This window comes from Aeromonas media (assembly GCF_020423125.1).
GTDB lineage: Bacteria > Pseudomonadota > Gammaproteobacteria > Enterobacterales > Aeromonadaceae > Aeromonas > Aeromonas media.
Window position 1 is genome coordinate 3,900,673 of the sequence record NZ_CP075564.1, and the last position, 20,016, is coordinate 3,920,688.

Below are 20,016 nucleotides of genomic sequence, written 5' to 3' on the forward strand. Positions count from 1 at the left end.
GAGGGGATGCTGGCGGCGGCCATTGCCCCATGGCATCGTCCTGAACGGCGCAATCACAGGACATGTCCGGTAGCGAGCGGCCAGGGCCGCTCGACAAAAGAGAAGAGGCCACACAGGCCCCTTGTTCTAATAGCGACCGCAGGTGTCATCTCGCACCGCCGCGGCCATGTCGTCCGTCGTCAGGTCATGGGTGCCGGTTTGTCCAATAGCCGGGCCAGCAGGCTGCGCAGCATCTTGATAAGTGCAGGTTTGCCGGCAACCCCCAACGTCTTTGCCAACTCATTCCAGTCCACATACTGCCAGATGGGGGCAATCAGCAGCCGACGCTCGTCGGGAAGCAGTTCATCCAGCACAGTCAACCGACTGGCCAGCCAGCGTTGCAGGCTGGCTTGGCACAGCTCGAACGGCTTGTGATGATGGGCAAAGCAATCGAGCTCCTGATACTCGAACTCATCCAGAGCGGGCCCCTTTGCTACCACGCCCCCTCTCAGACATAACCAGACCAGCTCGGGATCCAGCTTCTTGAGTTCTCCTGCCAGCAGGGTGGGCAACTGGCTCACGAAGCGCCGTCGCCATTGGGCCAGTTCCGAATCGAGTTCCGCTTTAAGTGGTTTGAGCAACAAGGCCGCATGGCTGCCACTGGCCGCATCTCGCTGCAGGCCGATGCGCAATGCCGTCAACCCCGCATTGAGCCAGAATGGCAGCAAATCAGGACTGGCAGAGAAGGCTGACCCCAGATAGTCGTATCCCTGCGTGCGGTAGTGTGTTTCCAGCTGAGCCAGCAACAAAGAACCCAGTCCCAGACGATGCAAGGAGGGATGGATGGCAATGCGCATCACCCTGGCATAGGTGCGCTCCCCTGCCGTGATGAAACCGGCGTGTGCCAGCAGCGACTGGGGCAGCAGATGGCCGCGGGGACGTCGTCGCCCAGCCCAGATATCATGAGCCAGCGCTGGCGCTATGTTGCCTTCCCGAGCCACCAGGGCAACACCGAGCAACTCCCTCTCCTGCTCCAGCAGGTGAATGTCTAGGTCCGGGCTCTCCAGCAAATACCGCAGATCGCTGGGACTGGTCTGATAATGGGCCAGGACGAGCAGGCCGAACACCCGATTGAGCAGGGCCTCATCCCCGGCCAGCGCCTCCTGCGCCAGCCGTCGCCAGCTCGGTGTCTTCGGAGGTTGAGGTGCCACCATGTCGGCATTGAGGCCAAGCAACCGGAAGATCAGCGGCTCCAGCGGATCATGTTGGCTCCAGCGGATGGGTTCAGCCAGATGCAGCTCCTGCCAATCCGGGGTCTGCCTATCGAGCACCCGCTTGAAACGCAGATGAAAGCCACGCCCCGTCCCCTCATAGCCGTGCTCGGTGGTAGCGAACACTATGCGGCTGTGATGGGCCAGGATGGCCTCCAGCAGTGGAGTTGGAATGGCGGCGGCCTCATCTACCAGCAGCAGATCCGCTTGCACATCCCCTTGAGCGACTCGGTCTGGCGACACATAGGTCAGCCCCGCCAGCCGCTCAGGCGTGTCTGCCAGCGCCGCCGAGGCATGGGCAAAGAGCGTGGCGACCGTCGCTTGGGCGGGAGCCGTCACCACTATCTGCAGGCCGGGATCCTGGCGCAGCAGATCGGCGCTGGCCAGACCCAGCAGCGCACTCTTGCCACGGCCACGATCAGCGCTCAGCACCAGCGGACGACGGCGATGACCATGCAATACTTTGTGGATGGCCGGCAGCGCACGGGCTTGATCGGCACTGAGTGGCCGGCTTGCGTCAAGAGGACGCCAGGGCTCGACGCCGACGGGAGGGCTCAAGGAGAGGGCCGGGTCCCCTGTCAGCAGCCGCACCAGGCGGGCGATAAAACCATGACCCGCCCGCTTGGCATCCTCGGGCTGGGCGACCAGCCGCAACCTGTCGGGATCCGGATAGGCTGGCCACGCCGCTCTGGGAGGCGTCAGCAGCAGCAGCAGGCCACCGGCGCGCAGCGTGCCCGCCAAGGCGCCGAAGGCATCGGGATGAAAGCCGCTGAAGGCGTTGAACACCAGGGTATCGCACTCCTGACCGAGCCGTTGTAGCGCCTTGGCAGCGGGCAATGGTCCATGGTGCTCGGGGCCATCTCCCAGCCAGAAGACCATCTCCCCCAGCAAAGGTTCGGCGCGGGTGATGCAATCGGCTTCGATCCCTTCCAGCCAGATCAGTCGACGCTCACCGGCGTGAGCGAGACGCTGGCGCAACAGATCCACCTCGGCTGGGATCATGAGGCTGATCTGTCGCCCGGCTTCACCCGTGGCTCAAACATGCGCTCTCCCATCTGATCGATGAAGGTATGGGCTTTTTGCACCATGAAACGCTCGGCGTCGGCTGGGTTGGTGAACAGATCGGAGCGGATGAAGCGGTGAGTTTGCAGGGCGCCATCCACATCCTTGGTGATGCGTCCTGCAAGCCGGAACTGCCCCCCTTCCGCCATGGGTTCGGGATAAATGAGATAACCGGCGTATTCGGTGGGCGTGACATCGACTATCTGGGCAGGTTGCTCTTTGAACAGGGCATTGAATAGTTTCTTGAGCATCTTGGTCTCCTCTCTGATGGTTGTATTCTCCTCAAGGGGGGAATCACTGGCAAGCAGGGGATCTTATTACCATTCGTTCTTTGCATTACGAACCATTCTCATTTAGATTTCATCTCATTCCAGCATGAGGTCCATTAATATGTACGTGTGTTTGTGCCGCGGCATCACAGATAACCAGATCCGCAAGGCGGTACAGGCAGGCAAGACCGAGTTCAAACAGTTGAAACAGTCGCTGGAAGTCGGTACCCAATGTGGCAAGTGCGTGCGCATGGCGATGGAGATCATTGCCGCCGAAGTCGACAAGATGGAGTCGGAGCAGGCGCCCCTTTATTACGAAGTGGCCTGAAGCGTCTCTTCCAGACACCTCACCTCATCAAGCGAAGGCTCTCCCTTTCTGGGGGGCCTATTCGCTATCTTTTTATGGGCATTTTTCTCGACTAAGCTCTAGTGATCGGTGCCCTAGGCTCGAACATGAGGAGTAATGTCGATGAAAGGAGATCCCAAAATCATTGCCCACCTCAACAAGGTGCTGGCCAATGAGCTGGTTGCCATCAACCAATATTTTCTGCATGCCCGCATCTACGATGACTGGGGCCTCAAGGGGCTCGGGCACAAGGAATATCATGAGTCCATCGATGAGATGAAACATGCCGACGAGTTGGTCAAGCGAGTGCTGTTTCTGGAAGGGCTGCCCAACTTGCAGGATCTGGGCAAGCTGCGCATCGGTGAGACCGTCGAGGAGATGTTGCGTTGTGATCTGTCACTGGAAATGGATGCCATTCCCGACCTGAAAGTGGCCATCACCTATGCCGAGTCCGTGCAGGATTACGTCAGCCGCGATCTGTTCCAGGATATCCTGGAAGACGAGGAGGAGCATGTTGACTGGCTGGAAACCCAGCTCGACCTGATCGCCCGTATCGGTCTGGAAAATTACCAGCAATCCCAGCTTCATTCAGAATCATCCTGAGTGCGGATGTCATCATGATCTGCCTCCAACCCGCCAAGGCGGGTTTTTTCTGGGCCGCCAGCTTCAAGCGCATGCATGAATTTGAAATATACGGACGTTACTGCCTGCCAGGCAGGTGGCCAACCGGGTTGTTTCCCCAAGTCAGCCAACCCCCTTCACGGAACGGGACGCACCGCCGGATCCGGCGAACGAGGCGCTGCCCCAAGCCGGATTGAACCATTGCAGTGATCACAGTTACGATCCAGGGCAAAGCAGCACGCGCCGCTTTCGATTAAGATACGGCCCTATTTCCATCACTTTGCTACGGATGATCTCCATGGAATTGATTGCACGTGAGATGGCCCACCACAAGCGGGTGGCCCTGGTGGCTCACGACAACATGAAAGCCCCATTGCTGAACTGGGTGCTACGCCGCAAGGAGGAGCTCAAGCTCCACCACCTCTATGCGACCGGCACCACGGGCACCCTGCTCGGCAAGCAGGCACAACTCCCCATCACCTGCCTCTTCTCCGGCCCCATGGGCGGCGATCAGCAGCTCGGCGCCCTGATCGCCGAGGGCAGGATCGACGTGATGATCTTCTTCTGGGATCCTCTCAATGCCGCGGCACACGATCCGGACGTGAAGGCGCTGCTGCGTCTCGCGGCGGTCTGGAACATCCCGGTCGCCACCAACGAAGCGACGGCGGACTTCATCATGGACAGCCCGCACATGCAGCAGGCATTCAGCGTACAGGTGCCCGACTACGCCGGTTATCTCAAGGCAAGAACCGAGTAGCCCCAGCCAGATAGCAAAGAGCCGGACAGTGTCCGGCTCTTTTGTATGAAGGATGGTGATTGCTCAGCGCTGGAAGCTCTTCTGGGCGAACTTGGGTCTGGCGTTCATGATCTGCTCCACCTGCTCGTCGCTCATCTTGCCGCGCGACAACCCCAGCACCTTGTAGGTCAGCAGCGGCCGTGCCGGCAGTGCAATCATCAGGGCGCGGATCTGGTTTTCGTCCTCCTTCTCTCGCACCGGCTTGCCATAGGCATAGGTCAGCACCCCGGCATCCATCAGGTTTTTGACGGCGGGCTCGGTGATCGGCAGGTTTATGACGCTTTTCCGTTGCAGCACGAACTCCCGCAACACAGCCTTCTCGTTGAAGTCGAGGAAACCTATCATCTGGGCCAGCTGATCCTGCTGACGGCGGGATTGCCACTCTTCGCAGGCCCATTCCCAGGCAATCAGGAAACCCTGGCTGCAGAAATAGGAGATGGCGATCAGCATGCCGACCCCCAGCCAGGCGGCGTGGACCGTGGCCCACTGGCTCACGGCGCCTTTCATCAGCCCGGCCGGGAACAGCAGTATGATGCTGCAGCAGAGCAGCAGCCAGACCATTAGCCAGTTGAGGCGATTCAGCTGGTAAAAATGTTGGATCCACCGTTTCATCGTTCACCCTTCCCAAGTCAATGTGGACAGTAGTCAACTCATAGCAAGGCCTGTGCCAAGGCGAGGGTTTTGGGACGGGTTCAGGATCTCTATGGGCAGATCCGAGGGATTTGCTGGGTGGGCTGGTTACATCCCCTTACAACTTGCCGGGGGGATGAGCCGCCATTTTCCTTGTGGGGCGCCCCATCTCTTGGTAAAAATCCCGCACTGTCATTGGGGAGTAGCAACCCGCCCGAGATCCGGGCAGGGCTCATGTCAACATTCTTGGATCTGCCGGTCCATGGCATGAGCGGCGATAACATCTATCGCTCTGCAAGACCTTTGGCCTCGATACGCAAGCCAGCCGGGCGAGCCGTATCGGGTCCATCGGTTGTTCTGCTCGCCTGGCGGTTGCCTATTATGTTGATCACCCTGCTGTTATTCCTGTTCTCTGCAGTCACCATCTACCTGGCCTGCGAATATTTCGTCAACGGTATCGAATGGACCGGCCATCACTTCAAGTTATCCCAAAGCGCCACCGGCTCCCTGCTGGCGGCCCTCGGCACTGCCTTGCCCGAATGCATCGTCACCCTGACCGCGCTGTTGATGGGGGATGCCCCCGCCCAGCAGCAGATTGGGATAGGCGCCGCCCTCGGTGGCCCCCTGGTGCTCTCCACCATAGGCTATGCCGCCGTCGGCGTGACCCTGCTGCTGTGCATGAGCCGTGAACACAGGGTCATAGATGGCGAGGTACAGCGCGAGATTGGCCGGGATCAGGCCTGGTTCGCCGGCATCTTCCTGATGGCGGTGGCCCTCGGTATGGTGGCCTTCACCGGCAAAACCTGGCTGGCCCCGCTGTTCGTGCTGGTTTATCTGGTCTATGTGCGGCGCGAGCTGAAACAGACCGACAGCCACGAGGTCGAGTTGCCAGAGCCTCTCAAGCTGGATCCCGAGGCCAAGATCCCGGCCCTTCGCAAGGTGCTGTTGCAGACCCTGGTAGCGCTGGTGGTGGTGGCGCTGGCGGCCCAGCTGTTCGTTCATCAGCTGGAGAGTATGGGCGAGCTGTTCGGCCTCTCTCCCGTGCTGGCGGCCCTGCTGCTGAGCCCGGTGGCAACCGAGATGCCGGAGCTGATGAACGTGCTGATCTGGGTGCGGCAGGGCAAACACCGGCTGGCGCTGGCCAATATCTCGGGGGCCATGATGATCCAGGGCACCATTCCCAAGGCGTTCTGCCTGCTGTTCACCCCCTGGTTGCTCGACAGCACCATGATGGTCTCCTCGCTGGTGACTCTACTGGCGGTGGCACTGCTGTGGTGGGGCTTCAGTCGTGGGCGGATGACGGCGGGCAGGCTGGCCTGCGTGGGGCTGGTGTACCTGGGGTTCTGCGGCTGGCTGATGGTGAGCTGACGGCGCGCTCTATGTGAAGATGACGCCATGAGCAAGGGCAGGATCCGATCCTGCCCTTTTTTCATGGGTGTATGTTAGTGGGTTAAGCCCCGGGATCAGAACTGCTGGAACCAGCGCTGGATCTGGGCAGGATCCTTGCTCTGAGTCAGGGAGAGCATCAGCAGAATACGTGCCTTCTGCGGGTTCAGGGTGCCGGCGGCCACGAAGCCGTACTTGGCATCATCGATCTCGGCATCCAGGGTGGTGGCACCGGTCGGCACGCGGGCGGAGCGCACCACCCGGATGCCATCCTTGCTCGCCTTGGCCAGGGTGTCGAACAGGCTGTGGTAGAGGTTGCCGTTGCCCACCCCGGCGCTGACGATGCCGTCGAACTTGGCATCCACCATGGCCTTGGCCGGCAGGTCGGTGGCGTTGGCGTAGCTGTAGACGATGCCCACTTGCGGCAGCTTGTCGAGCTTGCTCACGTCAAACGGGGTCTTGCTGGTGTGCAGACGGGCAGGGCTGCGCTGGTAGTCGATCTTGCCGTTGTGGATGTAGCCGAGCGGGCCGAAGTTGGGGGCGGCGAAGGTCTGCACCCCTGTGGTGTTGGTCTTGGTGACATCGCGAGCATCCAGCACGGTATCGTTCATGGCGACCATGACGCCACGGCCCTTGGAGCCGGGGTCGGAGGCGGTGACCACGGCGTTATACAGATTGAGCGGGCCATCGGCACTCATGGCGGTGGAGGGACGCATGGCGCCGACCAGCACCACCGGCTTGTCGCTCTTGACGGTCAGGTTGAGGAAGTAGGCGGTCTCTTCCATGGTGTCGGTGCCGTGGGTGATGACGATGCCGTCCACGTCGTCCTTGGCCAGCAGCTCGTTGACCCGCTTGGCGAGCGTGAGCCACACCTCGTCGTTCATGTCCTGGGAGCCTATCTTGACCACCTGCTCACCCTGCACCTCGGCCACGTTCTTCATCTCGGGCACGGCGGCGATCAGGGTTTCGATGGCCACCTTGCCTGCTTCATAGTTGGATTGGGTGGCGGACTGTCCCGCACCGGCGATGGTGCCGCCAGTGGCCAGGATATGGACGCTGGGCAGGGCCATGGCCAGGGGAGAGAGGGTCAGGCCGAGTACGGTGGCGATCAGGGTCTTGCGGATAGGGAGGGTCATGCTGCAGTCCTTTTGAATGGGGAAACTGCAGCATTTTTATCCTTTTTAAACCAAATTTAAGTGATCACTCTCACCAATAAAAAGAAGTAAGCAGAATATTGGTCTGATTTTTACCCATATAGGGATAAATCACTTTGCACTGAAGCCCTTGGCTTCGATCAGCGCGATCAACTCGGCTCTGCTCAGCTCGCTCTCGATGATGGCCTTGCTGCTGGCAAAATCCACCTGAGCCTGGCTGACGGCACTCTGGGCCAGCAGGGCTTTTTGCAGGCTGGCGGCACAGCCACCGCAGGACATGCCGGAAATGGTGAGTTCTATGGTCATGGGATATCTCCTCTGTTGATGTGCCCTCAGCCTAAAGCTGGCGCTCGCGGCAAGGTCAAGCCCTAGCGGGCCACCACGGATTCACGCACCACCAGACGCCCCTGGAATTTCTGCTGTTCATCGGCCGGTCGCAGACTCTGTGCCAGTTGCGCTTGCAACACCCGCACGCTCTCCTGGGCCAACCGTTCACTCGGATACTCGATGCAGGTCAGCGGTGGGGTCAACTGGCTCGCCAGGGCGGAGCCTTCCAGGCTGATGACGGAGACATCCTGGGGGATATGGAGGTTGAACTCGCGCAACAGCCGCATGGCGTCGGCAGCCTGGGCATCTTGCTGCACCACCAGTGCGGTAAAGGGCAGGTAGCGGTTGAGCAGGCCGAGCAGCGCCTGCTGGTTGTCGGTGCCATCGATCACCAACTGGCTGTTATAGGGCAGAGATTGCTGCTGCAGGGCCTGTTGATAGCCTTGAATGGCGCTCTTTCCCGCAGGGGAGCTCTTGTCATCCAGCATCAGCACCAGCTGGCGATGGCCCTTGCCGAGCAGGAAGCGACAGGCGCTCTCGGTGGCGAAGGTCAGGTCGTAGCAGAGATTGAGGTTGTCGCTCTCACTCACCCCATCCAGCTGAATGAGGCGCGAGTCCGGGTTCAGAGGCTGTTTGGTACCGAGTACCAGCACGCCGTCACAACGCCCTCCCAGCAGTTCATCGACCGCCTGCTGCTGTTGCTGCGCCCCATCGGCGAAGCGCACCAGCATGTTCTTTCCCGCCCTGGCCAAGGCCCCTTCCAGCAGCGGCAGCATGCTGGCCAGACGATTGCCAAGCTGGGGGGAGAGGATGATGCCCACGCAATCCGTCGCCTGGGTCGCCAGGGAGCGGGCCGTGGCATTGGGTCGGAAATTCAGCTGCTCGGCGGCTTGCAGCACGGCCAACCGGCTCTCTTCACGCACGCCGCGCGAGCCACTCAGGACGCGGGAGACGGTGGCTTTGGATACATTCGCAAGGCGCGATACATCGGTAATATTGGCCATGGCTTCATCAACGGTAACCGGTTAACAGAAGTTCATCCTAACATAGGCCAGCACCCGCCGGTAAGGTTTGCCTGCTGAGACAAATGGAAAAGGGTGGCCATCGCCACCCCCTGCCAGCTCTGACCCCGGCGGTCAGAAGAAGTATTTGAAGCGCACGCGGCCACCATAACGGTCGATGTTGTCCACCTCGGCGCTGTCAACATTCAGCTGGGACCAGTAGGCCCCCAGATAGATGTCGAAGTTATCCAGATCCAGCACGCTCGGGATCTTGTAGGAGGCATAGACGGTGTTGATGGTGTGCTTGCCCACCATCTTGCCGAAGTCGGCGTTGGGGTTGTTCAGATTGGCGCTGCTGATGTCGTTGATGGCATAGATGTAACCCAGGCCGGCATTGTGCCAGAGCAGGTTGGCGCCCAGGGTGGTATCGGTTTCATCCTCGGCGTCCATGCGGGCCGCGTTGGCGTTGATGATCAGGGCGTCCTGGGTCCAGCTGGTGGTGAGGCCGTAACCCATGCGATCGGACACCGAGACGTCATCGCTGGTGACGATGGCGTCGCTGATCACGTTGCCCTCGGCCCCCAGAGCGACCTTGAGGTTCTCCCCCTTCCAGGCGATGACGGGACGCACGATGATGGAGTCCTTGGCCTTGGTCAGCGCATAGCCGTGGTACTGCTGGCCGGCAAACAGATTGGTGCGGTCCCCGATCAGGCTGGAGAGCTCCAGGTACCAGTTGCCTGTCTCCTTGTTCAGCAGCAGCTGGCCGCCCTTTCCTGCCCGGCCACGACCCTCCTTCAGCATGTAGACATAACCATTGCCATCGGAGTAGAGGTCGTTGGCGCTGTCACCGGAGTGCTCGACGAAGATGTCCTGACCCAGCGGGAACATGTCATAGGCCTCGAAACGGCCGACCTTCATCCCCCAGTTGCTGCGCTGGCCGAATCCCAGATAGGCGTCATCGGCACCGGCTCCACCGTTGGTGCCTATGGTGGGCTGGATCTGGATCTGGCCGTAGCGACCGTCTTCCAATTCTCGCACTCCGAGGAAGTTCAGCAGCAGGCGACCGTCCTCGTCCCAGCGATCGGTGCGAGTCTCGCTGGTCTGCCCCAGCACGTTGCCACGGGTGGTATTGGACGCGTTCAGGTTGATCTCCGCATCGCCCCCCAGGCTCAGGCGCCCGAAGTCCGTGTTGGTTTCCACCACGGCGCTGGCCATGAAAGGGGTGCTCAGGGCCAGGATGGCAAAGAGCCGGGCGGACAGGTTTGTCAGTTTCATTATTATCATTCCTTGAGTTTTATGTTTTTGATATACAAGCACTTATTTATCTGCCTCCCCGAGAGGAGGACAAATTCGGGCATGCCTTTCCCCCATCGCGACGCAATGTGGGGCAAAGGGCATGGATCAAATCGGGTGGGGCTAGGGCCCGAGGCAGTGTCTCAGCCCCTGACAGGCGTCGCCTGCCGGGGGAGGCGAGTCGGCGCTCTCCCTGCGGCCATGGTTCAGATGGCCCATGTGGTGGCTCCTTCGACGCAGCTCGGCAGCCAGGCGGCGCCGCGAACTCCGCTGCTGTCCCCGTAACGGGCAGGCACCATGGGGGTGATGCAGCGATCCGAAAACAGGTAGGGCGTCAGTGCCTGGGGCAAATCCAGATAGAGGCGATCTATGTTGGAAAGACCTCCTCCCAGCACGATGACATCCGGGTCCAGCACGTTGATCAGGCTGGCGACGCTGCGGGCCAGAGCCTGGATGAAGTGGTCATAGTGGGCCTCGGCCTCCACATCCCCCTCGGCGGCGGCCGTGATGATACCGATCGGCGACAGTCCTCGGCCGTGGCGCTCCACGAACCGGCCGGCAAACCCAGTGCCGGAGACGAACCGCTCGATGCAGTTGTCGCGCCCGCAGTAGCAGGGCTGAGCCGGACCGTCACGGGCCGGATCGTAACCCGGCAGCGGATTGTGCCCCCACTCTCCGGTGATGGCGTTGGGGCCGACGATGAGTTGGCGATTGACCACCAGCCCGCCACCACAGCCGGTGCCGAGGATGATGCCGAATACTACCCTGCCCGCCTCTCCCGCCCCGTCGACGGCCTCCGAGAGGGCGAAACAGTCGGCATCATTGACGAGCCACACCGGCTGGCCCAGCGCCTTGGTCAAGTCTCCTTTAAGGTCTTGTCCGTTGAGAAACAGGCAGTTGGCATTCTTGATCCGCCCCGTCTGCGGGTCGATGGCCCCGGGCAGCCCTATGCCTATGGTGAAGGGGCCATCCAGTTCCTGGCGTATCTCGTTCACCAGGTCGGTGATGGCCACCAGGAAATCGCCATACCCCGTGGTCGGGGTCGCGATACGCTTGCACAGCAGGCTGACGCCCAGGCCATCGAGCAGTTGAGCCTCGATCTTGGTGCCGCCGATGTCGAGTCCGAGTCGCAACATGATCGTCTTCCTCAGGCGGCCAGCTTGCGGTGCAGCTCGATGAGCTCGGTGACCAGCTCCCGGGCCAGCATGGCGGTCATCAGGTGATCCTGGGCATGCACCAGGATCAGCGTGACCGGGATCTTGCCCTCCCCCTCATCCGCCTCGATCAGCCGGGTCTGCACCGCGTGGGCGGCGTTGGCGGCCTCGGCGGCCTGGCGCAACAGATCATCTGCTTCGGCAAACTGGCCGGCCCTGGCCTGGCGCAGCGCCTCGAAGCAGAGGCTGCGGCTCATGCCGGCGTTGATGATGAGACCCATGACTGTCTCTTCCAGATCGAACATACACACTCCTTGGTGATGGGCGCCGGCCCTTGGGCTGGCGCGCTTTCTTTATACGGGTCGGCTGGCGGAATAATCAGTCGAAGCCATGCTCGCGGGCGGCGGTGGCAAACCACTGGCCGCTCTTCTTGATGCGCCGGGTCTGGCTCTCCAGCTCCAGCTCGATGAAGCCGTAGCGGTTCTTGTAGGCGTTGCTCCAGGACCAGTTGTCGATGAAGGTCCAGAGGTGATAACCCCGGCATTGGCAGCCTTCTTCCAGCGCCTTGTGCAGCCAGATGAGGTGATCCCGGATGAAGCCGATGCGGTAGTCATCCTGGATCTGGCCATCCTCGCCCTTGAACTTGGCCTCCCCCTCGACCCCCATGCCGTTCTCCGAGATGTAGCTCGGGATGTTGCCGTAGTGGTCGCGCAGGTTGACCAGGATGTCGTAGATCCCCTGCTCGTAGATCTCCCAGCCCCGGTGCGGGTTCATCTTGCGGCCCGGCATCTCGTAGTAATCGAAGAACCACTCCGGCATGAAGGGGCTGGCAGGGTTGACCGCGTGGCTGCGCGCCTTGATCCGGCGCGGCTGGTAGTAGTTGACCCCCAGCAGGTCGATCTTGCCCGCCGCCAGCAGGGCCTTGTCCCCCTGCTCGCAGACCGGCAGCTGATCGTATTCGCGCAGCAGTTCGACCAGTTCGGCGGGGTATTCCCCCTTGACCGCCGGATCCAGGAAGCTGCGGTTGAACATCAGGTCGGCGATGTTGGCCGCCTTCAGATCTGCCGGGTGTTGTGAGCGCGGATAGGAGGGGGTCAGGTTCAGGATGATGCCGATCTGGCCATCCTGACCGAGGGCCCGGTAACGCTGCACCGCCGTGGCATGAGCCAGCATGGTGTGATAGGCCACAGTGGCGGCGCGGCGAAAATCCACCACGTTCGGATAGTGGAAGTCGTAGAGGTAGCCCCCCTCCACCGGCACGATCGGCTCGTTGAAGGTGAACCAGTGCTTGACCTTGTGACCGAACAGCCTGAAGCAGGTGTCGGCAAACTCGGCGTAGGCGGCGACCACCTCCCGACTCTCCCAGCCACCCAGCGCCTGCATGCTCATCGGCATGTCGAAGTGGAACAGGCAGATGAAGGGCTCTATCCCCTCGGCTTTGAGCTCGTCGAGCATGGCGTCGTAGAAGGCGACGGCCTGTGGGTTGGGTTCTCCCCGTCCCGCCGGGATCAACCGCGACCAGGCGATGGAGGTGCGGAAACTGTTGTGACCCAGCTGCTTCAGCAGGCGGATATCATCGCGAAAATGCTCATAAAAACCGGAGGTCTGCGCCGGCCCAATCTGCTGATGGAAGCGATGGGGGGACTGCTCGAACCAGTGATCCCAGATGGTGGGCGCCTTGCCCCCTTGCTGGCTGGCACCTTCCGCCTGGGCGGCAGACGAGGCGCTGCCCCACCAGAACTGTTCAGGAAAACGGTATTGCATCTCGTGTTACTCCAAGCTTGAAAAAAGAGGCCGCCTGGCGGCCCCGCAGGCAATCAACGGCTGGCAACGGCCGCCAGTGTCGGTTCTTTCGAGTCAGTCCGTTCTTCCTGCTTGAGCAAAGTGCGCTCATAGGCCTTCAGGAAGGGGTAATACATGGCCGCGGCGGAGCACATGCACAGCAGGCTCAGCACCATGGGACTGATGGCCCAGTTGGCGGCCCAGGAGGCACCGATGGGGCCAGGGGTGGTCCAGGGGGTGAGCGACACCACCCGCTCCACCAGACCAAGATCCAGGGCAAACCAGGCCAGGGTGGCGTTGATCATCGGCACCAGGATGAAGGGCAGGAAGAAGACAGGGTTCATGACGATGGGGGCACCGAACAGGATAGGCTCGTTGATGTTGAACAGGCCCGGCACCACGCCCATCTTACCGATGGATCTCAGATGCGCCGCCTTGCTGCGCAGTAGCAGGAAGGCCAGCGGCAGAGTGGAGCCGACGCCGCCGATCAGCAGATAGTGATCCCAGAAGCCCTGCAGGAAGATGTGGGGCAGCGCCTCACCCGCCGCCATGGCGGCCTGGTTGCTGGCCAGGTTGGCCATCCAGAACGGGTTCATGATGCCGGTGACGATGAGGGCACCGTGGATCCCGACGAACCAGAGGATCTGACACACCAGCACCGCCAGCAGCATGGCAGGCAGGGAGTCGGAGGCGGCCACCAGCGGCTTGACCAGCGACATGATGGCTTCCGGCAGGATCATGCCGGTGCTGTTTTCCAGCAGCAGGTTGAGGGGATGCAGGGTCAGGATGATCACCAGCACCGGGATCAACACCTCGAAGGAGCGGGCGACGCCGGTCGGCACCTGGGGCGGCAGCTTGATGGTGATGTTGTTGCGCTTGAGGAAGGCATAGACCTCGGCCGCATAGATGGCGGTGATCAGGGCCGTGAAGATCCCCTGGCCGGAGAAGTACTGCATGGAGATGGCGCCATCCTTGACCGGCGCGGCCACCAGCATGAAGGACATCAGGCAGAGCAGACCCGTGGTGACCGGATCCAGCCCGTTCTGGCGGGCCAGGCTGGCCCCTATCCCCACCGAGATGAACAGGGTCATCAGCCCCATGCTCAGCTGGAACGGCAGCAGCAGCTGCGGTTGATAGGTAGCTGAAAAGTCGAGCCAGGCGCGGGCGAAGCCCCACTGGGTCTCGGGTGAGAAGGGGGGGAAGATGAACACCAGCATGAAGCTGCCGACGATCATGAAGGGCAAGGCGGCGATGAAGCCATCACGGATTGCCTGCACATATTTTTGCTGGCCAATCCGCCCGGCCAGGGGGCTGACCCGGTTCTCTATGGTACTGACAAAACGCTCGTAAAGGGTGTTCATGAAGGTTTCCTTGTGACTTTCACTGGTTGGGGTCTGCGCATCAGCCGATCAGGGTGAGGGCGTGGTCGAGGACCTTGTCACCCCGTTGCATGCCGTAATCCATCATGTTGATGGTGTCGACCGGTACGCCGTGGGCCGCGGCCCGCTGTTGCAGCTCGGCCTGCATGTATTTGACCTGGGGCCCGAGCAGCACGACCTGGTAGTTAGGCATCTGCAGATCGAACTCTGCCGCCCCGAAGGCCTGTATCTCGGCGTCCAATCCCCGCTTGTCCGCCTCCTCTTTCATCTTCTTGACCAGCAGGCTGGTGGACATGCCGGAAGAGCAGCACAACATGATTTTTTTCATTTCCCGATTCTCCAGACGTTCGTAACGGATGGCGCATTCTGGATCGGATGGATTTAATTTGGAAACCGGTTTCCAAATTAAATCCATTGATGTGTGAGCGGGATCGGCATTTTCCGATTCAAAGGGTCGGGAAGTGTGAGCGAGGTAATGAAATGGCAAAATGGTCGCGGATATTACGGAAACAAAACCGCAAAGCCGTCAAAATGGCGTCCAAGCCCCGTAATGACAAGGGGTATCAGGATGACAAGGAACCGAATAACGTGATGAATCTGCAATGGATGGCAATGCTGGTCGGCATGATAGAGCAGCGCATGGTACCGTTTGCCAACTGGCTGACCCGCAGTCGCCATGTGCTCTCGTTGCGCGATGGTTTTCAGCTGGCCATGCCCTTCGTCATCGTCGGCAGCCTGCTGGTCCCCATTCTCTATCCTCCCATCGCCCCCGACACGCCGCACGCCTTCGGGCAGTGGTTGCACTGGCTGGCGCGGGAGCTGCATCCCTTCCTGTTTCCCGTCTACTCCCACACCCTGGGGCTGGTGGCACTGATCATCGCCTTCGGCGCGGCGTCCAGCCTCGCCAAGGCATACGAGATGCCCGAGCGTCTGTGCGGTCTAGGGGGCTGCATGGCGTTCCTGATGCTGATCGACTTTCGCTCGCTGCAGCCCGGTGTCTTTGGTTATCTGGGGGGCGCCGGAATCTTCACGGCCCTGCTGATGGCGTTCTACTCGGTGGAGGTGACCCGGTTCTTCTATCGCCGAGGCTGGTACATCCAGATGCCGGATGAGGTGCCGGTGATGACGCGGCGAGGCTTTCAGCTGATCGTGCCGCTGCTGTTCATCATGCTTTCGCTGAGCCTGCTGCGGCTCTGGTTGCAGCAGCAGTTCGGGATCAGCCTGCCGGACTTCATGGCCGCCCTGTTCCGACCCCTGATCGTGGGTGCCGACACCCTGCCAGCCCTGCTGATCACCCTGCTGATTGCCCATCTGCTCTGGTTTATGGGGATCCACGGCGCCCTTATAGTGACCGGTTTGCTGTCACCCTTCTGGATGGCCGGGGTGAGCGCCAACCAGGCCGCGCTGATGGCGGGTGAGCCCCTGCCCCACATCTTCCTGCAAGGGTTCTGGGACTATTACCTGCTGATCGGGGGGATTGGGACTACCTTGCCTCTGGTGTTCATGGCCATGCGCAGCCGCAGCCACTCCATCCAGTCGGTGGGCAAGCTGGGGTTCATCCCCTCCATGTTCAACATCAACGAGCCGCTGCTGTTCGGTTTTCCCATCATCATGAATCCGTTGTTTTTCCTGCCCTTTATCGGCGTTCCCCTGATCAATGCGGTGATCGCCTGGCAGCTGACCCAGTGGGGTTTCCTCGACAAGTTCATCGCCCTGCTGCCCTGGTCCATGCCCTCCCCGCTGGGCGCCGCCTGGGCGGCCAACGGCAGTTGGAGCAATGGCCTGATGAGCCTGGTCTGCATCCTCAACAGCTATGTGCTCTACCGCCCCTTCTTCCTGGCCCACGAGAAGATGGTGCTGGAGCAGGAACGCGAGCGGCTGGGCTGAAGGGCTATCCCATCAGCCCCAGATAGTTCATCAGCGCCGCCCCCAGGCTGGTGGTCACCAGCGAACCGAGCGTGGTGGTGGCGATGATGTTCGCCGCCAGGGCGCTGTCGCCCCCCATGGCACGGGTCATCACATAGCTGGCGGCTGCGGTGGGGGTGGAGCTGATGAGAAACAGGATGCCGAGGGCCTGGGTGTTGAAACCGAGCGCCCAGGCTCCCAGCACCAGCAGCACGGGAATGCAGAACAGACGGTTGGCGGTGGCCCAGCCGGTCAGCATGGCGCCGCCGCGCAGGGCCTTGAGGTTGAGGCTGGCACCGGTGCAGAGCAGCGCCAACGGTAGTGTCATGTTGGCGAAGTAGTTGCCCGTGGTGATCACCAGCTGGGGCAACTCTATGCCGAGCAGGCCGAACGGCAGCGCCGCCAGTATGGCGATGATGAGGGGATTTCTGACAATCCCCTTGAGGATGGGTCTGATCCCTTTTCCGCCCCCCAGGCTGCGGGTCAGGGTGATCACCGCGAGGATGTTGTAGAGCACTGTGATGGAGCCCACCAGCAGGGCGGCGGCGCCTATCCCCTCCGGGCCGTAGGCGTTTTGCACGTAGGCCAGCCCCATGATCCCCATGTTGCCGCGAAAGCTGCCCTGCACGAAGATGCCCCGCAATTTCTGCTCGCTGATGAAGCGGGCCGCCAGCAGCTCCAGTACCAGAAAACCGGCCAGGGTGCCGAGCAGGCCGTAGAGGATCAGCCAGGGGCTAGGCATGGTGGAAAAGTCGGTGCGCACCATGCTGAGAAACAAGAGGGCGGGCAGGGTGACCTGAAACACCAGGCGGGAAGCGGACTCGACGAAGCTGTCAGGCAAGAGGCCCAGCCGCTTGAGCCAGATGCCGAGCACCAGCACCAGACAGATGGGGCCCGTGATGGAGAGGGAGAAGTGCAGACTTGCCAACAGATCCATGATGCGCGTCCTGTGCAATGGCGAGGGGAGTCGCCTGGGCAAAAATGGCATTCTAACGCCATGGGCTTGTATTCACAGGACTTAATCACAACAATGTCTGCATCCCGGTTGTCGCCCTCCCCTGTCACGGATCCCCCATGGAAAAGAAACTGACCATCCTCGATATCGCTCGCCTCAGCGGGGTCGGCAAGTCGACCGTCTCCCGGGTGCTCAATCAGGATCCCAGGGTCAACGCCCAGACCAGAGCCAGGGTCGAGGCGGTGATCGCAGAGCACGACTTCGTGCCGAGCAAGTCGGCCCGGGCCATGCGCAGCCAGAGCCAGCAGGTGGTCGGCATAGTGGTGTCACGCCTCGACTCCAGCTCGGAGAACCAGGCGGTGCGCGGCATGCTGGAGACCCTCTACGCCCGCGGCTACGACGCCGTGCTGATGGAGAGCAAGTTCTCCCCCACCAAGGTGAGCGAGCACTTGGCGGTGCTGGAGCGGCGCGGGGTGGACGGCATCATCCTGTTTGCCTTCAACGATTTGGACTACGCCGCCATGGCGGCGCTCAAGGAGAAGCTGGTGTTGATGGTGCGCGAGCACCCCGGGTTTTCGTCCGTTTGTTACGATGACGAGGGGGCGGTGCGGGCCGTGCTCGATCATCTCAGGGGACGAGGCATCGACGAGGTGGCCTATCTGGGGGTCGAACGCAACGATCTCACCACGGGGCTGCGCCGGCACCAGGCCTATCTCGACTACTGTCGGGAGCAGGGGCGCACGCCCCGCAGCGCCCTCGGGGATCTCGGTCTGCAAAGCGGCTATCGGCTGGCGGCCGAGCTGGTCACCCCCACCATCCAGGCCATGGTCTGCGCCAGCGATACCCTGGCCATAGGCGCCGCCAAATACCTGCAGGAGCAGGGTCGCACCGACATCCTGGTGAGCGGCCTCGGCAGCAATCCCATGCTCACCTTCCTGTTTGCCAACACCCTCAGCCTGGATTTCGGCTACAAGGACGCCGGTATCCTGGCCGCCAGACAGCTGCTCGATCAGATTGAAGAGGGGCAGCCCCCCAGAGCCACCATAGCTCCCTGTCAGCCCCTGTAGTCTATCTTTACCTCCATTCTCGGTGTTTTGCGCTTTTTGTGACCAGCGCCACGAATTGGGAACGTTCCCATTGCTGATGTCGACCACTGGCCTCATGCTGATTGGGAACGATACCAATAAGCGGGCGGTCATTGGCCAGCCGGCAAAGACACGACCATTATTCATGGAGTCACAGAGGGAAGGCTCATGTCAAAAGTCAACACACAACATCTGGCACAGCTGATCGAACGGATCGGCGGCAAGGACAACATCACCACCGTCAGCCACTGCCTGACCCGACTCAGGTTCGTGCTGGCCGACCCAGCCAAGGCCGACCCCAAGGCCATCGAGACCATACCCTCGGTGAAGGGGAGCTTCACCCAGGGCGGCCAGTTCCAGGTGGTGATCGGCAACGAGGTGGATCAGTGGTACAAGGCGCTGACCCAGGAAATAGGGGTGAGCGGCGCCAGCAAGGACGCCGCCAAGCAGGCGGCCCGCCACAACATGAATCCGCTGGAGCGCGGCATCTCCCACCTGGCGGAGATCTTCGTGCCCCTGCTGCCCGCCATCATCACTGGCGGCCTGATCCTGGGCTTTCGCAACGTCATCGGCGACATCAAGATGTTCGATGACGGGACCCATACTCTGGTGGAGATCAGCCAGTTCTGGGCCCAGGTCCACGCCTTCCTCTGGTTGCTGGGTGAGGCCATCTTCCACTTCCTGCCGGTGGGTGTCTGCTGGTCTGCGGTGAAGAAGATGGGGGGCTCCGAGATTCTCGGCATAGTGCTGGGCATCACCCTGGTCTCGCCGCAGCTGATGAACGCCTACGGTATCGGTCAGCAGACCCCGGAAGTGTGGGACTTCGGCCTCTTCGTCATCCAGAAGGTGGGCTATCAGGCCCAGGTTATTCCGGCCCTGCTGGCGGGTGTCTTCCTCGCCTGGGTGGAAACCAACCTCAAGCGCATCATTCCGGCTTACCTCTACCTGGTAATAGTGCCCTTCATCTCCCTGCTGCTGGCGGTGATCGTGGCCCACGCCTTTATCGGCCCGTTCGGTCGCTGGATTGGTGAGGGTGTCGGTTTCGCTGCCAAGGCCGCCATGACAGGTTCCTTCGCCCCCATCGGCGCGGCCCTATTCGGCTTCCTCTATGCGCCCCTGGTCATCACCGGCATCCACCACACCACCAACGCGGTGGACTTGCAGCTGATGCAGAGCATGGGAGGCACCCCCATCTGGCCACTGATCGCGCTCTCCAACATAGCTCAGGCCTCGGCGGTCGTCGGCATCATCCTGATCAGCCGCAAGGAGAACGAACGGGAGATCTCGGTCCCGGCCGCCATCTCTGCCTACCTCGGGGTGACAGAGCCGGCCATGTACGGCATCAATCTCAAGTACAAGTTCCCCATGCTGTGCGCCATGGTGGGCTCCAGCCTTGCGGCCCTCATCTGCGGTTTCGCCGGGGTGATGGCCAACGGCATCGGGGTAGGGGGCCTGCCGGGCATCCTCTCCATCCAGCCGCAATACTGGGGCATCTACGCCGTCGCCATGCTGGTGGCCATAGTGGTGCCCGTGGTGCTGACCCTGCTGGTCTACAAGCGCCAGCAGGCTGCCGGCAAGCTGGATCTGGCCACGGCCTGATCCACACAACATCGGCGGAGCC

General features: G+C 61.4%; 20 protein-coding genes and 1 riboswitch. Of the genes, 7 read left to right on the forward strand and 13 right to left on the reverse strand.

The window, feature by feature from the left end:
• Positions 1 to 179 precede the first annotated feature (179 nt).
• Together KI797_RS18010 and KI797_RS18015 are read right to left on the reverse strand one after the other, a co-directional pair.
• On the reverse strand, positions 180 to 2,252 hold the full coding sequence (locus KI797_RS18010) for a tRNA(Met) cytidine acetyltransferase TmcA (protein ID WP_226170436.1): 2,073 nt from the start codon (positions 2,250 to 2,252) through the stop codon (positions 180 to 182).
• Complete coding sequence (locus tag KI797_RS18015) at positions 2,249 to 2,563, reverse strand: HlyU family transcriptional regulator (protein WP_226170439.1); 315 nt, start codon at positions 2,561 to 2,563, stop codon at positions 2,249 to 2,251. The genes KI797_RS18010 and KI797_RS18015 overlap by 4 nt, the downstream gene beginning before the upstream one ends.
• Positions 2,564 to 2,702: 139 nt before the next feature.
• Between KI797_RS18015 and KI797_RS18020 the strand changes: the two genes are divergently transcribed.
• From KI797_RS18020 to KI797_RS18030, 3 genes are all read left to right on the forward strand, one after another.
• Positions 2,703 to 2,909, forward strand: coding sequence for a bacterioferritin-associated ferredoxin (locus KI797_RS18020; protein WP_041204947.1), 207 nt, complete (start codon positions 2,703 to 2,705; stop codon positions 2,907 to 2,909).
• A 141-nt stretch (positions 2,910 to 3,050) separates the two neighbouring features.
• Positions 3,051 to 3,530 (forward strand): bacterioferritin, encoded by a 480-nt coding sequence (gene bfr, locus KI797_RS18025; protein ID WP_041204945.1) that lies wholly within the window; start codon positions 3,051 to 3,053, stop codon positions 3,528 to 3,530.
• A 316-nt stretch (positions 3,531 to 3,846) separates the two neighbouring features.
• Positions 3,847 to 4,305: a methylglyoxal synthase gene (locus KI797_RS18030; protein ID WP_226170441.1), complete on the forward strand. Its 459-nt coding sequence runs from the start codon at positions 3,847 to 3,849 to the stop codon at positions 4,303 to 4,305.
• A gap of 63 nt (positions 4,306 to 4,368) precedes the next feature.
• Here the strand turns inward: KI797_RS18030 and KI797_RS18035 are convergent, their stop codons facing one another.
• Positions 4,369 to 4,956, reverse strand: coding sequence for a superinfection exclusion B family protein (locus tag KI797_RS18035; RefSeq protein ID WP_005330454.1), 588 nt, complete (start codon positions 4,954 to 4,956; stop codon positions 4,369 to 4,371).
• 203 nt (positions 4,957 to 5,159) lie between these two features.
• Positions 5,160 to 5,267, forward strand: a riboswitch (yybP-ykoY riboswitch).
• An 88-nt stretch (positions 5,268 to 5,355) separates the two neighbouring features.
• Here KI797_RS18035 and KI797_RS18040 point away from each other — a divergent pair.
• Entirely contained in the window at positions 5,356 to 6,342 is a 987-nt protein-coding gene (locus KI797_RS18040) for a sodium:calcium antiporter (RefSeq protein ID WP_161507531.1), read from the forward strand.
• 95 nt (positions 6,343 to 6,437) lie between these two features.
• Here KI797_RS18040 and ansB read toward each other — a convergent pair whose 3' ends face one another.
• The 9 genes from ansB to KI797_RS18085 all read right to left on the reverse strand — a co-directional run bounded on the left by ansB (position 6,438) and on the right by KI797_RS18085 (position 14,778).
• Positions 6,438 to 7,496: an L-asparaginase 2 gene (gene ansB / locus KI797_RS18045; RefSeq protein WP_161507532.1), complete on the reverse strand. Its 1,059-nt coding sequence runs from the start codon at positions 7,494 to 7,496 to the stop codon at positions 6,438 to 6,440.
• A 129-nt stretch (positions 7,497 to 7,625) separates the two neighbouring features.
• Complete coding sequence (locus KI797_RS18050) at positions 7,626 to 7,820, reverse strand: heavy-metal-associated domain-containing protein (RefSeq protein ID WP_042648170.1); 195 nt, start codon at positions 7,818 to 7,820, stop codon at positions 7,626 to 7,628.
• A 62-nt stretch (positions 7,821 to 7,882) separates the two neighbouring features.
• Positions 7,883 to 8,845: a LacI family DNA-binding transcriptional regulator gene (locus KI797_RS18055; protein WP_161507533.1), complete on the reverse strand. Its 963-nt coding sequence runs from the start codon at positions 8,843 to 8,845 to the stop codon at positions 7,883 to 7,885.
• Between the two features lie 132 nt (positions 8,846 to 8,977).
• Positions 8,978 to 10,117, reverse strand: coding sequence for a carbohydrate porin (locus KI797_RS18060; RefSeq protein ID WP_226170444.1), 1,140 nt, complete (start codon positions 10,115 to 10,117; stop codon positions 8,978 to 8,980).
• 224 nt (positions 10,118 to 10,341) lie between these two features.
• Entirely contained in the window at positions 10,342 to 11,271 is a 930-nt protein-coding gene (locus tag KI797_RS18065; RefSeq protein WP_226170446.1) for an ROK family protein, read from the reverse strand.
• An 11-nt stretch (positions 11,272 to 11,282) separates the two neighbouring features.
• Complete coding sequence (gene chbA / locus KI797_RS18070; protein ID WP_025328403.1) at positions 11,283 to 11,594, reverse strand: PTS N,N'-diacetylchitobiose transporter subunit IIA; 312 nt, start codon at positions 11,592 to 11,594, stop codon at positions 11,283 to 11,285.
• 73 nt (positions 11,595 to 11,667) lie between these two features.
• Positions 11,668 to 13,053 carry a glycoside hydrolase family 1 protein gene (locus KI797_RS18075; RefSeq protein WP_226170449.1) on the reverse strand — a complete coding sequence of 462 codons (1,386 nt, stop codon included), beginning with the start codon at positions 13,051 to 13,053 and terminating at the stop codon, positions 11,668 to 11,670.
• Positions 13,054 to 13,106: 53 nt separating this feature from the next.
• Positions 13,107 to 14,432: a PTS sugar transporter subunit IIC gene (locus KI797_RS18080; protein WP_226170451.1), complete on the reverse strand. Its 1,326-nt coding sequence runs from the start codon at positions 14,430 to 14,432 to the stop codon at positions 13,107 to 13,109.
• A 40-nt stretch (positions 14,433 to 14,472) separates the two neighbouring features.
• Positions 14,473 to 14,778, reverse strand: coding sequence for a PTS sugar transporter subunit IIB (locus KI797_RS18085; RefSeq protein WP_161507538.1), 306 nt, complete (start codon positions 14,776 to 14,778; stop codon positions 14,473 to 14,475).
• 263 nt (positions 14,779 to 15,041) lie between these two features.
• On the opposite strand from KI797_RS18085, the gene KI797_RS18090 reads away from it, so the two are divergent.
• Positions 15,042 to 16,337 carry a PTS sugar transporter subunit IIC gene (locus KI797_RS18090; RefSeq protein ID WP_161507869.1) on the forward strand — a complete coding sequence of 432 codons (1,296 nt, stop codon included), beginning with the start codon at positions 15,042 to 15,044 and terminating at the stop codon, positions 16,335 to 16,337.
• Positions 16,338 to 16,341: 4 nt separating this feature from the next.
• Here the strand turns inward: KI797_RS18090 and KI797_RS18095 are convergent, their stop codons facing one another.
• On the reverse strand, positions 16,342 to 17,292 hold the full coding sequence (locus tag KI797_RS18095; RefSeq protein WP_005323502.1) for an AEC family transporter: 951 nt from the start codon (positions 17,290 to 17,292) through the stop codon (positions 16,342 to 16,344).
• 137 nt (positions 17,293 to 17,429) lie between these two features.
• On the opposite strand from KI797_RS18095, the gene treR reads away from it, so the two are divergent.
• Together treR and treB are read left to right on the forward strand one after the other, a co-directional pair.
• Positions 17,430 to 18,377 carry a trehalose operon repressor TreR gene (treR, locus tag KI797_RS18100; RefSeq protein ID WP_182787500.1) on the forward strand — a complete coding sequence of 316 codons (948 nt, stop codon included), beginning with the start codon at positions 17,430 to 17,432 and terminating at the stop codon, positions 18,375 to 18,377.
• Positions 18,378 to 18,563: 186 nt separating this feature from the next.
• A complete protein-coding gene (treB, locus tag KI797_RS18105) occupies positions 18,564 to 19,994 on the forward strand; it encodes a PTS trehalose transporter subunit IIBC (protein WP_182787498.1) in 1,431 nt (476 codons plus the stop codon).
• The last annotated feature ends 22 nt before the right edge of the window (positions 19,995 to 20,016 follow it).